The sequence below is a fragment of the Mycobacterium sp. 3519A genome (genome assembly GCF_900240945.1).
Lineage (GTDB): Bacteria > Actinomycetota > Actinomycetes > Mycobacteriales > Mycobacteriaceae > Mycobacterium.
Genome location: NZ_OESG01000014.1, coordinates 399158 through 412790 on the forward strand (window position 1 = coordinate 399158; position 13633 = coordinate 412790).

The window sequence follows — 13633 nt, forward strand, 5'->3', positions numbered from 1 at the left end:
TATTTGATCGTGAAAGTAGCTGCGGGCGGCCGGTAGCGAGGCCCGTGTCACGTGGAGTATTTCCCTCGGCACATACCCGTGATCTTTATTGACGAATACGTTAACAGCAAATTAATTACTGAGTACGTTCAAGTTGCTGCAAAGGCGGCCTCCCTGGGGGAAGGGGTTGTCATGATCTCGAACTCGTCTGTCCGGCGGCACACGGTCCGCGCGACGATTCCGGTGTTCTCGCTCGTCATTGCCTGCGGCGCTGCCGCGCAGTTGGGTGTCCCGGTCGAGCAGACCATCGCGGTGACGGAAACCGTCGCCATCGACACCTCGAACACCAACGTCGGCATCGCCGATCCGTACCTGTACGGAATGTCGGCTGCGGACATCGACAAGACGCTCGACGAGATGCAGGCGCTGGGCGTGCAGGACGTCAGAATCGTCATCTTCTGGGCGGGTGTCGAACCGAAAGACGATGTCTACGACTGGGATCAGATCGACTTGATCGTGAACGCCGCGGCCGAACGCAACATGGGAGTTCTCGCCGCCCTGAACTCGACCCCGGGATGGGCCACGGTGCCCGGCACGCCCGCGATCAGCGGGCCACCGGCAGACCCGACCAAATTCGCCGATTTCGCAGCCGATGTCGCCGCGCGCTACGCAGGCAAGGTGGGTGGCTACGAGGTCTGGAATGAGCCGAACAGCAAGACATTCTGGTCGACCGGGCCGGATCCGGCCGCCTACACCGAGTTGCTGAAGGCGGCCTATCCGGCGATCAAGGCTGCCGATCCCGACGCGGTCGTCATCGGCGCGGTAACCGCCCCGCTCGTCAGCTTCGGCAATCTGACGATGGACCCGGTGACATTCCTTCGCAAGATGTACGAGGCCGGTGCGCACGACAACTTCGACGCGCTGTCCTTCCATCCCTATCACTACACGCTGCCGTTCTCGCAGGGCGGCTCGAACGCCAACGCGCCGCTCGCGCAATTGGAAGGCATGCGTGAACTGATGGTGCAATACGGCGATGGCGCCAAGCTGATCTGGGCCACCGAGTACGGCGAACCCTCCTCAGTCGCAGGCAACCAGGGCCAGGCGGCCTTCATCGCCGATTTCCTGTACGCGTGGTCCAGCCAGTCCTACACCGGTCCGTCGTTCGTCTTCACGACGCGCGACACGGGCAGCTTCTGGAGCGACAGAACACTGGGGATCTTCACCCAGGACGGCACCCCGAAGGCGGCCGCGGAGTTCATCGAGGATTGGCTCGACGGCATCAGGCCCACCGAGCCGCCCCCGGTGCCGAAGGTGGGCTTCGTGCCGAGGCTGGCGTTGCTCATCGAGCAGATCCTCGGTGTGGTGAAGGCCGTGGTCCCGTTCGCGGCGGTGCCGGTCGAATTCGTGAAGGATCTGTTGGCCCCGGTCTTTGCCGCGGTGACGTCGGTCGCAGGCGGCCAGTCCGTCGTCGCGGCCACGGCCAACAGGGAACCGGTGGAAGTTCAAACCCTCTCCGTCACAGTGGATTCCGAGAAAGACCCCGAACCCGCGGTGACGCGACGCTCAGCGACGGCACAACAGGTGCCCGACAAACAAGTCCAGGCGCGCGATTCGGTAGCCGAGACCGCCGCCGTCGACGCACAAGAAGCGACGAACGAAGAGGCAAAGGCGGCCACCGACGTAAAGCCGCAACGGCCACACACCAAGGCAGAAGGCAAGGGGCCACGCAAGCGCGTCACCGACGGCAACAAGGTGACACCGCAGACCAGGGCCGAGACGTCGGCGCAGGAGAGCACGGTCGATGCCGACACCACGATGCCGCAAGCCACCCAGGACGACACGACGAAACCACCCGAGAGCTCCGAGGGCGCGGATGACGACGACTCCGGCGCTGCCTGAGCACCGCCGGTAACCCGCCGAGCCGTCCCCGCTGAACTGGCCTTAGGGTCGAGCGCGTGGACCGGTTCTTCGAGATCTCGGAACGACAGTCGACGGTTGCTGCCGAACTACGCGGCGGGGTCGTCACCTTCATCGCGATGGCCTACATCATCGTGTTGAACCCGATCATCCTGTCCAGTGCGCCGGACGTCACCGGCCAGAAGCTGCAATTCGCCCAGGTTTCGGCGATGACATCGCTGGCGGCCGGCGTCATGACGATCCTGTTCGGCGTCATCGCGCGGTTGCCGTTCGCGTTCGCCGCAGGCCTCGGGATCAACTCGTTCCTGGCGACGACCGTGGTGGGGTCGGTGACGTGGGCCGAGGCGATGGGCCTGGTGGTCATCGACGGGCTGATCATCGTGCTGCTTGCGGCCACCGGCTTGCGCCGGTTGGTCTTCGATGCGGTGCCGCTGCAACTCAAGCTCGCGATCACGGCAGGCATCGGCTTGTTCATCCTGTTCATCGGACTGGTCGACGCCGGCTTCATCGGCGCCACCGGACAACCGTCACCGCCCGTCGGTCTCGGCCACGGCGGCGTCGGCTCGATCAACACCGTGCCCGCGGTCGTTTTCGTGTTCACCCTTCTTGTCACCGGCATCCTCGTCGTGCGTCGGGTGCGCGGCGGAATTCTGATCGGACTCGTGATCGGCACGCTGCTCGCGGTCGCCATCGAGGCGATCTGGCACCTCGGCTCGGCGACCGAACATCCCGGCGGATGGAGCCTTTCGGTGCCGACTCTGTCGGGTTCGCCGTTCGCGCTTCCCGACCTGTCGCTCGCAGGCGACTTCAGCTTCGGCAGCTTCGGCCGTATCGGCGTGCTGGCCGCCGTCATGCTGGTCTTCACGCTGGTGTTCGCGAACTTCTTCGACGCAATGGGCACGTTCACCGGATTGGCACGCGAGGCGGGCCTGGCCGACGCGCAAGGCACCTTCCCTCGGCTGCGGTCGGCGCTGATCGTCGAGGGCGCGGGCGCGGTGGTGGGCGGTGCGACGTCGTCGTCGTCCAACACGGTGTTCATCGAATCGGGTGCGGGCATCGAGGAGGGCGCACGCACCGGGCTGGCGAGTCTTGTTACGGGCGTGCTGTTTCTGGCCGCCATGTTCGTCTCACCGCTGGCGTCGATCGTGCCGACGGAGGTGGCGGCGGCGGCGCTGGTCATCGTCGGCGTGATGATGATGTCGCAGTTGCGCCACATCGACATCTCCGAATTCTCGGTGGCGGTGCCGGTGGTGCTCACCGTCGCGGTGATGCCGTTCTCCTACTCGATCGCCAACGGCATCGGCGTCGGCTTCATCGCATGGGTGGTGCTGCGCTCCGCGGCGGGCAAGGCACGTGAGATCAGCCCCCTGCTGTGGGTGGTGGCGGCCGGCTTCGTCCTCTATTTCGCGCGCGGGTGGATCGAAACCCTCATCGGGTTGTGACGGTCCAGTTGGCGAGCAACTGCAGCGCCGTCTCCGACGGTGAGCCCGCGTCCGCGGTGTAGATGCACAACGTCTGATCTGGATCACCAAGCACCGCAACGGATTCGTAGTTGACGGTCAGATCGCCGACGACCGGATGGTGGTATCGCTTGATTCCGTTGGTGCGCTCGCGCACGTTGTGATCGGCCCACCACCGACGGAACTCCTGGCTCTTGACCGACAGTTCACCCACCAACTCGACAAGCTGCGGATCGTCGGGGTGGCGTCCTGCGTCGAGGCGCAGGATCGCGACGTTGTCGCGTGCCACCTCTTCCCAGTCGACGAACAGCTCGCGGGTAGATTCGTCAAGAAACGTGTACCGCAACAGGTTTCGGTCACGCGGTGGCATCGCATCGAAGTCGGCCATCAACGCGCGGGCCAGCCGGTTGGCGGCGAGCACGTCCATCCGCCGACCGAACACAAACGCGGGTGTGATGTCGTCGAGTGTCTCGAGGATGCGCTGCACTCCCGGCCGGACCCGCTGCGCAGGCGCAGGCGGGCGGCGACGGGCGCGACGATTCCTGCGCGCGATCTCGAACAGGTAGGCGCGTTCGGTGTCGTCCAGTCGCAGCGCGCGGGCCACAGCGTCGAGCACCTCGTCGGAGACGTTGAGATGACGGCCCTGCTCCAACCGGCTGTAGTAGTCGACGCTCACGCCGGCCAGTTGGGCGACCTCTTCGCGCCTCAGTCCGGGCACCCGACGGGTGCGCCCCGTGCCGCCGACCTCGACATCGTCGACGCTCAGACGCGCACGCCGGGTGCGCAGGAACTCCCTGAGTTCCGCGTTCTGCTCCACCTCCCCAGTCTGAGGGCAGCAGTGGTTTCGTGCCCAGCTAAACGTAGGTCTGCTGGACCTAGGTTGAGCGCGGCCCGATTTAGGGACGTCGTGGACCGGTTTTCCCTTGTTGTCTCGAATACGCGGCACCACCGCCGCTACCGACACAACAAGGAGAGTGCACAGATGACCAGTTCGATCGACACCGCAGCTCAGCTGGCAGGCCGCGTCGCCGTGGTGGCCGGTGCGTCCAGTGGCATCGGTGAAGCCACCGCGAAGCGGCTCGCCGCATCCGGCGCGAAGGTTGCCGTGCTCGCGCGGCGCGCCGACCGTCTGGAGAAGCTCGTCAACGAGATCGAGGAATCCGGCGGGACGGCGCTCGCCATCGCCGCCGACGTGACCGACGCCGAAGCGCTGCGCGCCGCGGCCGACCGGATCGCGACCGAATTGGGCACCGTGGACCTGCTTTTCAACAACGCAGGCGTCATGCTGCCCGCCCCCGTCGACGAGTTGCCGATCGAGCAGTGGCAGCGCCAGATCGACATCAACGTCGGCGGGTTGATGAACGCGATCGCCGCGTTCGTGCCGCAGCTGATTGCGGCGGCCGCTGAGAAGGGCGTCGCCGATCTGATCAACACGTCGTCGATCGCCGCGCAGAACATCTTCCCGAACTTCGCGGTGTACTCGGGCACCAAGGCGTACGTCACCCACATGTCGCGAACACTGCGTGCCGAACTCGGCGCCAAGAACGTCCGCGTCTCGGCCATCGAGCCGGGCATCGTGGAGACCGAGCTACAAGGTCACGTGACCGACGCGGGAGCGCAGGAGTGGCTGGAAAGCACCAGGGGTCAGATTGATTGGCTGGCGCCTGCCGACGTCGCCGAGGCCGTCAACTTCCTGGCCGTACAGCCGGCGCGGGTGAACATTCAGCAGCTGACGATCATGCCGACCAAGCAGGCCTCGTAGGCCGGTTGCCGCTACCGCTTGTTGCCGCCCACCTCGGCGGGTAGCGGTGGCGGCAACGGCGTCGTCGGTGTAGGCGTGTCAGGTGCCGGGCCGGGGCCGGGGCCTGCGGGTGCGTCAGCGCGGTAGGTGTCCACCAACTGCTCTTTGCGAATCACGTTGTCGCCCTGGCTGATCACCAGCGACTCCGCGGTGACGGTGTAGGTGATGCCGTCGTTGTCGACGACGTAGCCGTCACCGGACTGCGCAGCGGGCAGGATCAGCTTGGCGCCGTCGCGCACCCGCACGCCCCGGTACTCGTACCGCCCGTCCGGCGTCTTGCAGATCGCCACCCGCGAGGTATCGGTGCTGCCGTAGAGGACGGCCGTGCTGGGCGAGGCGCACCGCGCGGTGGAGTCGACGTAGCCCTGACTGTCGGTCGACGGCGCGGCGGCAGCCGACGGCAGCACCGCACATGCCACGCATGCCGCCGTGGCGAAGGCCAGTCGCGCTGTCCGCGCTCTCGGAGACGTCATCGATTCTCACGACAGCACGGCGGGGCGTTTTAACGCGAGCGTCGACGCCGAATCACAACAAAATCGTTAGCTTCGGCGCCGTTGCTTCTCGGTGTCGGCCAGTTCCTCCAACCGGTCGGCGCGCGTGACCTTGTTGGCCGCGGTGTCACGTTTGTCCTTGGCGTCGTCAAGCTTCGCATCGGCTGCCGCCACTGCGCTTTGCTCGGCCGCCCGGATCATCGCCTCTTCTTCGCGTTTGGCCGCTTCGGCCGCGCCTTCGCGCTGTGCTGCGGCCTCGTCGGCCCGCTTGTGGCCTGTGGCGATGCGCTTTTCGGCGCTGTCGACCGCGGCGCGTTTGCGGTTCTGAGCCGCCGCGCGCGCGTTCTTGGCTTCGGACTCCTCCTCGGCCCGCGCTTGTTCGCGTTCCTGGGCCGCTTTCTCGCGGCTGGCCCTGACATTGGCCCCGGCGGCCTTGATGTTCTCGCTTGCGGCCTCGTCGAGTTTGGCCGCCTGCCGCAGCGCGTCGCTGCGTTCGACCAGTTCGGCGCCGCGCTGTTCGAGTTCCGGGACACGCAGCGCATTCCCGACGGTCATGTCCAGCATGCCGAGTGAACGTTCGAAGAACAGCCGCGCCGGCGCGTCAGACTCCATCCGGCTGAACACCCGCTCGTCGACCAACTGCAGCGGCAAGCGCGCCAGCCGGTACTGCATCTTGAGGACTGCGAACGGGATATCGGTGATGCTCATCGGTCACTCCTCGTTTCGGCCTGTGCCCTGAGTCGGTCCGCCTCAGCACGCGCCCTGGCGGACTCGCGGACCGCATCCTTGTGGTCGTCGAGCGCGTCGGCGACTTCCTCGTCCGCGGCCTGGGTGGCCTCCCGCTGCTCTGCCTTGGCCTGCTCGATCCGCTGCTGTGCGTCGCGTTCCGCGTCGGCCTTCTGCTTCACCAGGTCCTGATGTGCGGCCTGCTCCGCGGCTTGCTTTTGCGCGGCCTGATCCGCGCGGATCTCGGTTTCCTCAGCCGCCGCTTCGGCGTGCACGGCGCTGCGCTCCGCGGCGCCTTCGCGCTTGGCCTCGACAGCTTGGGCGCGCGCCTCGCGCGCCTCGGCGTCGGCGATGGCCTCGACCTTGCTGGCCTCCTTGCGCTGCTGCGCCTCGGTCTGCTCGAGTTGACCCTCGGCGGTCAGCGAATCGTTACCGGTCACCGCGCCGACGACTTCCTTGGCCTTACCTTTCACGGAGTCGATCAAGCCCTTACGAGCCTGGTCGGCTTTTCCGGAATCGGTCATCCCAGTTCCCCTCCTTCATCGGTTACTCGCACGCATTCCTCGTATCGGGCGGGCCAAAACCCGATGTGGTGTCCGACACTGACGTCGATCAACGACGTGCGGGAAAGTCGGGTGCATCGGTGCGGCCCAGCAGGAACCCCAGCGCGAGCATCACCACGGCCAACGCGAAATGCAGCCAGTTGTCCGCCGAGTTGACGGGCACGAAGTTGGCTCCTGAACCGTGGTCGATCAGCAGCCCGTACAGGAACAGCACCGCGTAGATGATTCCGCCGCCGATCAAGTAGCCCTTGGCGCCGTTGAAGGTTCGTGCCAGCGCCAGTCCCGCCACGCCGAAGGCCAGGTGGACGATGTTGTGCAGCACCGAAACGTTGAAGATGCCAAGCAACTGCGCGTCGGAATGGTGGCCTGCGAACGTCAGCATGTCGTAGTTCGTCGTGATGCCCGGTATGAAGCCCAGCACCCCGACGAGCAGGAACACCGCGCCCATCGCGAGCGCCGCCCACTGGACCGGGGCGCGCCGCGCCGTGGGCGCTGCAACCGGAGTGCCTTGTGATCCTGGAACAGCCACGTGAAAACCTCTCGTTCTTGGTTGGCGGTCCACCCGGGTTAGCCAGTCGCGCGCGATCCAAACGCGGATAGGGTCGGAATATGAGCGGCGCAGAGCAGCGCGCCGGAGTAGCGCTGACCAATCTCGATCAGCCGCTGAGCCCGGTGTCGAACGCGACCAAGCGTGATCTGGTCGACTATCTGGATGCGGTCGCCGACCGGATGCTGCCCGGCCTGGCCTACCGGCCACTGACCGTGATGCGGGTGTTGCGTGGGCAGGCGCCGTTCATGCAGAAGAACGCGCCGAAGTACACCCCCGACTGGGTGAAGACCGTCTCGATCTGGGCTGAGGCGTCCCGACGCGAAGTGCACTATCCGCTGTGCAACGATCGGCGCACTCTGCTGTGGCTGGCCAACCAGCGTGCCGTCGAATATCACCCGTCGCTGGGGCTGGCCGACAACATGTATCGGCCGACGCATCTGGTGCTCGATCTGGATCCGCCTGGCGACAACGCTTTTCGCGCTGTCGTTGCTGTCGCCAAGCTGGTGCGGCAAGCCCTGGCAGACAACGGCCTTTCCGGTGCCGTCAAGACCAGCGGCGCGAAGGGACTGCACATCTTCGTTCCCGTCGACGACAGCGCGCCGGGCGACGACGTCGCGGCGGCCACCCGGGCACTGGCCGCGCAGGCCGAGGCGCTGGACCCTGCCATCGCCACAACGGCTTTCATCGTCGAGGACCGCGAGGGGAAGGTGTTCGTCGATTCGACTCGGGCAGGCGGTGCGACGATCGTCGCCGCCTACAGTCCGCGCCTTCGCGCGGGCACACCGGTGTCCTTTCCAGTGGACTGGGCGAACCTCGACGCCGTCACGCCCGCCGATTTCACGTTGCACACGGCGGTCGACGCGCTTTGCGGGCGCGACCCGTGGGCACACGCGATGCCTGCGCCACAACGCCTGCCGCGCGACCTCATCGAGTTCGGCCGTACGATTCCTGTCGCCAGGGTGGCCGCCATGCACGAAGGGAAGCGCCGCGCCAGGGCGGCGAGGAGGAGTCCGTGACCGGTACCGAAGTGACGGCGGCAACGTCGGTGTTGGAACGGCTGCCCGTCACCCGCTGGCATTGGCGGCTGGTGGTAATCGTCGGGCTCGGCACCTTCTTCGACCTGTACGAGGTCTTCCTCGGCGCCGTGCTGGCACCCGTGCTGGCAGGTGAGTTCCACCTCGGCACCGCAGGCAAGGCGATGGTGATCTCGAGCGGGTTCGCCGGCATGTTCGTCGGCGCGAGCGTGTTGTCGATCGTCGCCGACCGGCTCGGACGCCGACGCGTGTTCATCCTCAATCTGCTTGTCTATTCGCTGTTTTCACTGATGGCGGCGTTCTCACCGAATATCGAGACGTTTCTGGTGCTGCGCTTTCTTGCCGGCATCGGACTCGGCGCCGAACTGGTGCTCGTCGACACCTACCTGGCCGAGTTCGTGCCAGCCAGGGTCCGCGGCAGGCTGACGGCGTGGGCCTACACGCTGGGGTTCGTCGGCGTCCCGCTTGCGGCGCTGCTCGGGGGCAAGCTCGTCGCGCAGCGTCACCTGTTCGGCATCGACGGGTGGCGGTGGCTGCTGGTGTTCGGCGCGCTGGGCGCGGTGTTCGTGCTGGCGGTACGGACGATGCTGCCGGAGTCGCCGCGGTGGCTGGAAAGCCGCGGCCGCAACGCAGAGGCAAGCGCACTGGTGGCATCGATCGTCGCCAAGGTCGCACCGGGCACCGCGTTGCCGCCGAGCCAGGCCGACACGGCCCTCGGCGAAGACGATGCGCGCACCGTCCGTGACGTGCTGCGGATCGCGTTCCGGGATTACCGCAAACGGACGGTGATGCTGGTGAACTTTCAGGTGCTGCAGACGGTGGCGTATTACGGTTTCGGCACCCTGGCCCCACTTGTGCTAGTGAGCAAGGGTTTTGAAGTGACGCAGTCGCTCGGCTACGCGGCGCTGACGTTTGCGGGCTATCCGCTGGGATCGCTGATCTCGGTGCCGCTGGTCGAGCGCTTCGAGCGCAAGTTCTTGATCATCTACTCGGCACTCGGAATCGGCGTGTGCGGCATAGTGTTTGCCGCGGCGGAGAACGTGGTGCTGATCGTGGTGGCGGGATTCCTGCTCACCGCCATTTCGAACATCTTCTCCAACGCGTTCCACATCTATCAAGCCGAGATCTTCCCGACGGCGATCCGCAGCACCGCGAGCGGCATCTGCTACTCGCTGTCCCGCGCCACCTCGACCGTGCTGCCGTTCATCGCCGTGCCCGCGTTGGCGGCGCTGGGACCGGTTGCCGTGTTCTCGGGGTCGGCGGTGCTGATCGTCCTACTCTGCCTCGACGTCGGGCTGCTCGGGCCGCGCAGCACCGGCCTCGAACTCGAAGCGGTCCAACAAGTCAGCTGAGGCGTCAGAACGCGTAGCGGATCCGGCAGCTGGGCAGAATGTCGCCGACCAGATCGGTGAGCTGCCTGAGTTCTTGGGTCATTGACGCAGCAACGCCTGCGCAACCTCACGCTCGCTCGGCGCCGGTGGACCCATTTGCGCATCTGGCCTCGTAGCGCCGGCTAGCCACACGGCGACCATTCGAGCGCTCGCCCCGGGCGCGTCGTCAATTGTCCGCCGCACCAGGCCGGCGTTGGCCATCAACAGCACGGCGACGTCAGCGGGTCGAAGATCGGCCCAAACCACCCCAGCATCCACGGCACGCTCAATCACGGTGCTGATCGCTTCGTAGTGGCGGTCTCTCAACTCATCGACCCGAGGTGACACCGGGTGTAGCGACACCAGCAGGTCGGCGAGCGCACGGTTGGGCCTCTGCAGCTCGCACGTGGCGGCGATGCACTCGCAGAAGGCGACCAGCGGATCCTCGGCGGCGGCTGCCCGCTCGGCGACGCCCAAATAATGCTCCAACTGGTTGGCGAACACTTCGGCAACGAGCGCCTCGCGTGTGGGGAAATGGCGATACAACGTTGCGTTGCCCACCTCGGCTCGGCGTGCGATCTCGTTGAGCGACACGTCGAGACCATGCTCGGCGAACACCGAGGCCGCCGCCGCCAAGACCGCTGAGCGGTTCCGCTGCGCGTCAGTACGCACCAATGCCAACCCCTCTCCCGCCGATCGGGAATACCCGGGGAACTGTCCCCGTTAGATGCTAACGTCCGCCATAAACGGGGAATCTTCCCCACTAGGAGTGTAAACATGACCCGAATCGCCGTCGTTCTCACCAGCACCCGCACCAAGCGCTTCGCCGATCGTCCGGCTGCGTGGGTCACCGACCGATTGCGTCGTGAAGGGGTGGAGGTCGACGAAATCGACATGCGCGACCACGACCTGCCCAGCTTCGACGCCCCCGCCCCCATTTACACCCCGCCCCAGCCCCCCCCCACAGCGCCTCCCCGATCGCCCGCCCGCGTGGGACACCCCCCGCTGGCGTGGGAAGGGGGGGGAGCCCGAACAACCGGCCGTCCGCCCCCCCGCCCCCCCCACCCCGGCCCCCCCCCCCCCCTTTCACCCCCCCCGCCAATACCCGACCGACGCCATCGCCGCGCTCGGTCGACGAATCGACGCCGCCGACGGCTTCGTGGTCCTCACCGCCGAGTACAACCACGGCTACACCGGCGTGTTCAAGAACGCCCTCGACCACTTTTATGTGGAGTGGGATCGCAAGCCCGTGGCGTTTGTGGGATGGGGCAACGTCGGCGGAGCGCGGGCGATCGAGCAGTTGCGGACGGTGTCGATCGAACTCGGCATGGCGCCGATCCGTCCAGCCGTCCACGTTCTGCCCGACGTCATGGTGCCGGCGATGAGGGCGGAAGCCTATAACCCCGGGTTGTTCGCACCGCTGAATTCGGCACTGGACTCGATGATCGACGAATTACACTGGTGGGCAACCGCTCTCGACGTAGCGCGGTCGGGCGTGGCAGCTTGAACCTGCATCGACGGCCCAGGGAGTGACCACCGCACCAACTCGGCGCCCGGGCATGCCCGCACGCGTGGGTTGGAACCAGAAGGTCGAATCACTGTCGGCAGGGCCGACGCATACGACGTTATCGCCGGCCGTTGCGTAGCTTGCGTACGGCGCTGCGCACGGTCGGATACTCAGCAGCGATGCTCGCCAGCACCGCAATCGTTGTCGTGTAACTGAGGTCGACGAGCTGCTCAATCGGTAGGTCGCAGCCATGGTTGAGCCAGTCGATGACCATCTCGTCGGTCAGCCCCATGCATCCGCGAATGGCGGCGCGCAAGGCGGGATCGACCTCGTTGCTGGCGATCTCGAGCAGGTCCAGCAGGAACTCGGCCCCACTTTGGCGCGCTTGTTCGAAGATTGCATCGATGTCAGGGTCGGCTCCTGCGGGACGCATCAGCACAAGTGATGTCTGCGCATGGTCTCGGCGGTACTCGATCTGACGGCGGATCGCACCCTTGAGTCGTTGCGCCTTGGAGGTCTCGTCGGGTCTGGCTTCGTGCAGCTCGACCGCGTCGTCGAGCACCTGCCGGAGGACCTCCAAGTACAGGCCGCGCTTGTCCGTGAAGTGATAGAACAGAAGGCCATGTGCGACACCGGCCGCCTTGGCGATGTCGCTGATGAAAATCTCGTCGTAAGGTTTGGCGGCGAAGAGATCTGCGGCGACGGTCACAATCGCGGCTCGACGCCCACCGCGAGGCAACGGCACTTGCTTGTGAGGCCTCATGACCGCAGTAACCTTGTCATCAATTGAGCACTCTTATCAGACGACAAGCGCGATGTCGATGTTGACATGCGCAGGGGTACCTAGTCTCGGCGTTCTCACCGACGGCCCGTTATCACGTGAAGCCGTGACGCCACCCGGTTAGTTGCGAATCCATCCTACAAGCGCGTGGAAATTCGGTGGGGCGGCCCCATTGTGGCGAAGCCGGGCCATTGGGTGGGCGCCGGTGTATCTAGTCCATATGCCGAGGCTCGCCATAGGTGGTGACGCTGTCGCCGTCGTTGGAGGTCAGACGGGCGTACGGCCGGAGTAGCAAGCCGCCGGCGATACCGGTGACGGTGCCGTGAGCGTTGGACACGGCCACGCTGCCCTTTGCCCCTGAAACCTCGACGGAGAAGGTTGCCACTTCCTCGACCTGTGGACCGTTGCCAAGGTCTACGTCGATCGAGGCATGCGGGATGACGTCGGTCGAGACCACCGAGCCGAGCGGGTTGAACTCGTCACGTAACGGGTTGGTATCTGCATCGTCGAGCAGAATGTTCGGCGTGCTGTAGGTGAACTTGATGTCCACACTCAGCGTCCAAGGAAATCCGATCTGGTAGCCCAGTTCCAACTTGCCCGCAAAGTCATCCGCCCCGTTACCGGACACGGCGTAGGCGGCTTTGCCAGAGTGAAACCATTCCCGGGTTAGTGCGTTGCGATCGAGCGCAGGAACATCTTGAAGCTGCGTGTTCCACTGCTGAATCGTCAGTGTACGTCCCTGGTGGTCTGGCTGGCTCATCTCGTTGTCCAGGCCAGCGTGCGCGGTTCCCGGCCCGAGGAACAGTGGTGCACCTGCGGCAAGGAGCGAGGCCAACACTCGATTGAAAACCCTCATAAATCCCTACTCGTGTCGGGGCGTGCAACAGGTTGCCCGCCGAAATGTCGCCCCCAGCACCGCTATCGCTGGGGCCAGCTTCGTGGCTCCGATCGTCAAAGATCGCGATGCTGGCCTAGCTCAGGCCGTAGTCGCATTCGTCAATGACTGAAATGAGTTGTCCCTGTGGATATTTGACTCCATTGACGGGACCGCGAAGGGACATTTCTGACGCGTTGCCGCTGGAGAACCATGAGAACGGACACGCAATCGATCCCACTGCGTGCATGCAGTCCACCGAGGCAGAAAATTCTCTTAACGCAACTTGTGCTAAGGCAGACAGGGGCTCGCAAGTGCTTTGCGGCTAGAACAATCTGATATATCCGTTATTCGAGGATCGGTTAGCCGTTGGTCCGTTCGTCGCAAAGTCGTGCGTTCCCGGGATGCCGGGGCCCCGGGTCCACCTGGTATGTCGTTGCGGGGTCTGGTATTTCGTGCCGACGCTGACCTGCAGTGACGACGAGACTGCTGCGACCAGTGATGCACGTATCGTGGCTACACCGTTACTCCTTGCGGTCTCCTGTAAACCCTTGCGGTGGTTCGGTATACACCATATCGA

14 protein-coding genes and 1 pseudogene are annotated in these 13633 nt (G+C 65.4%); 7 read left to right on the forward strand and 8 right to left on the reverse strand.

The genetic code is table 11. The annotated features are described in order from the left end of the window. The first annotated feature begins 78 nt into the window (after nucleotides 1-78). Nucleotides 79-1878, forward strand: a complete 1800-nt coding sequence (locus C1A30_RS23095) for a cellulase family glycosylhydrolase (RefSeq protein ID WP_142392652.1) — start codon at nucleotides 79-81, stop codon at nucleotides 1876-1878. 56 nt (nucleotides 1879-1934) lie between these two features. Beyond that, nucleotides 1935-3338, forward strand: a complete 1404-nt coding sequence (locus tag C1A30_RS23100) for an NCS2 family permease (RefSeq protein ID WP_101950702.1) — start codon at nucleotides 1935-1937, stop codon at nucleotides 3336-3338. On the opposite strand, the gene C1A30_RS23105 is transcribed toward C1A30_RS23100, so the two are convergent. Then, nucleotides 3325-4173 (reverse strand): helix-turn-helix transcriptional regulator, encoded by an 849-nt coding sequence (locus tag C1A30_RS23105; RefSeq protein WP_101950703.1) that lies wholly within the window; start codon nucleotides 4171-4173, stop codon nucleotides 3325-3327. The two genes, C1A30_RS23100 and C1A30_RS23105, sit on opposite strands and share 14 nt — an antisense overlap. 165 nt (nucleotides 4174-4338) lie before the next feature. Here C1A30_RS23105 and C1A30_RS23110 point away from each other — a divergent pair, with 165 nt between their 5' ends. Further along, the gene (locus C1A30_RS23110) at nucleotides 4339-5118 is read left to right on the forward strand and encodes an SDR family oxidoreductase (RefSeq protein WP_101950704.1); all 780 of its coding nucleotides are present in this window, start codon (nucleotides 4339-4341) and stop codon (nucleotides 5116-5118) included. Nucleotides 5119-5129: 11 nt separating this feature from the next. Here the strand turns inward: C1A30_RS23110 and C1A30_RS23115 are convergent, their stop codons facing one another. The 4 genes from C1A30_RS23115 to C1A30_RS23130 all read right to left on the reverse strand — a co-directional run bounded on the left by C1A30_RS23115 (nucleotide 5130) and on the right by C1A30_RS23130 (nucleotide 7385). Then, nucleotides 5130-5630: a hypothetical protein gene (locus tag C1A30_RS23115; protein WP_101950705.1), complete on the reverse strand. Its 501-nt coding sequence runs from the start codon at nucleotides 5628-5630 to the stop codon at nucleotides 5130-5132. A gap of 66 nt (nucleotides 5631-5696) precedes the next feature. Next, the gene (locus tag C1A30_RS23120; RefSeq protein WP_101950706.1) at nucleotides 5697-6356 is read right to left on the reverse strand and encodes an IF2 family translation initiation factor; all 660 of its coding nucleotides are present in this window, start codon (nucleotides 6354-6356) and stop codon (nucleotides 5697-5699) included. Next, on the reverse strand, nucleotides 6353-6898 hold the full coding sequence (locus C1A30_RS23125) for a CsbD family protein (RefSeq protein ID WP_101950707.1): 546 nt from the start codon (nucleotides 6896-6898) through the stop codon (nucleotides 6353-6355). The genes C1A30_RS23120 and C1A30_RS23125 overlap by 4 nt, the downstream gene beginning before the upstream one ends. A gap of 88 nt (nucleotides 6899-6986) precedes the next feature. Continuing rightward, nucleotides 6987-7385, reverse strand: coding sequence for a DUF4383 domain-containing protein (locus C1A30_RS23130; protein ID WP_101950708.1), 399 nt, complete (start codon nucleotides 7383-7385; stop codon nucleotides 6987-6989). Between the two features lie 161 nt (nucleotides 7386-7546). Between C1A30_RS23130 and C1A30_RS23135 the strand changes: the two genes are divergently transcribed. Together C1A30_RS23135 and C1A30_RS23140 are read left to right on the forward strand one after the other, a co-directional pair. Further along, nucleotides 7547-8503: a DNA polymerase domain-containing protein gene (locus tag C1A30_RS23135; RefSeq protein ID WP_101950709.1), complete on the forward strand. Its 957-nt coding sequence runs from the start codon at nucleotides 7547-7549 to the stop codon at nucleotides 8501-8503. Continuing rightward, nucleotides 8500-9873: an MFS transporter gene (locus tag C1A30_RS23140; protein WP_235010158.1), complete on the forward strand. Its 1374-nt coding sequence runs from the start codon at nucleotides 8500-8502 to the stop codon at nucleotides 9871-9873. Before C1A30_RS23135 ends, C1A30_RS23140 begins: the two co-directional genes overlap by 4 nt. A 78-nt stretch (nucleotides 9874-9951) precedes the next feature. Here C1A30_RS23140 and C1A30_RS23145 read toward each other — a convergent pair whose 3' ends face one another. Beyond that, nucleotides 9952-10563 (reverse strand): TetR/AcrR family transcriptional regulator, encoded by a 612-nt coding sequence (locus tag C1A30_RS23145; RefSeq protein ID WP_255413247.1) that lies wholly within the window; start codon nucleotides 10561-10563, stop codon nucleotides 9952-9954. Nucleotides 10564-10668: 105 nt separating this feature from the next. On the opposite strand from C1A30_RS23145, the pseudogene C1A30_RS36540 reads away from it, so the two are divergent. Together C1A30_RS36540 and C1A30_RS36150 are read left to right on the forward strand one after the other, a co-directional pair. Next, nucleotides 10669-10812, forward strand: a pseudogene (locus tag C1A30_RS36540) (NADPH-dependent FMN reductase); the annotation flags it as partial. Then, nucleotides 10757-11398, forward strand: a complete 642-nt coding sequence (locus C1A30_RS36150; RefSeq protein ID WP_101950711.1) for an NADPH-dependent FMN reductase — start codon at nucleotides 10757-10759, stop codon at nucleotides 11396-11398. The pseudogene C1A30_RS36540 and the gene C1A30_RS36150, both read left to right, overlap by 56 nt. 118 nt (nucleotides 11399-11516) lie before the next feature. On the opposite strand, the gene C1A30_RS23155 is transcribed toward C1A30_RS36150, so the two are convergent. After that, on the reverse strand, nucleotides 11517-12107 hold the full coding sequence (locus C1A30_RS23155; RefSeq protein WP_160112782.1) for a TetR/AcrR family transcriptional regulator: 591 nt from the start codon (nucleotides 12105-12107) through the stop codon (nucleotides 11517-11519). Nucleotides 12108-12390: 283 nt separating this feature from the next. Beyond that, a complete protein-coding gene (locus C1A30_RS23160; RefSeq protein WP_101950713.1) occupies nucleotides 12391-13035 on the reverse strand; it encodes an MspA family porin in 645 nt (214 codons plus the stop codon). Nucleotides 13036-13633 lie beyond the last annotated feature (598 nt).

Coding starts and splice junctions, on each gene's coding strand:
- C1A30_RS23120 (WP_101950706.1), bottom strand. CDS start 6,356: ATGAGCATCACCGATATCCCGTTCGCAGTCCTCAAGATGCAGTACCGG.
- C1A30_RS23135 (WP_101950709.1), top strand. CDS start 7,547: ATGAGCGGCGCAGAGCAGCGCGCCGGAGTAGCGCTGACCAATCTCGAT.
- C1A30_RS23110 (WP_101950704.1), top strand. CDS start 4,339: ATGACCAGTTCGATCGACACCGCAGCTCAGCTGGCAGGCCGCGTCGCC.
- C1A30_RS23115 (WP_101950705.1), bottom strand. CDS start 5,630: ATGACGTCTCCGAGAGCGCGGACAGCGCGACTGGCCTTCGCCACGGCG.
- C1A30_RS23125 (WP_101950707.1), bottom strand. CDS start 6,898: ATGACCGATTCCGGAAAAGCCGACCAGGCTCGTAAGGGCTTGATCGAC.
- C1A30_RS23130 (WP_101950708.1), bottom strand. CDS start 7,385: ATGGGCGCGGTGTTCCTGCTCGTCGGGGTGCTGGGCTTCATACCGGGC.
- C1A30_RS23160 (WP_101950713.1), bottom strand. CDS start 13,035: ATGAGGGTTTTCAATCGAGTGTTGGCCTCGCTCCTTGCCGCAGGTGCA.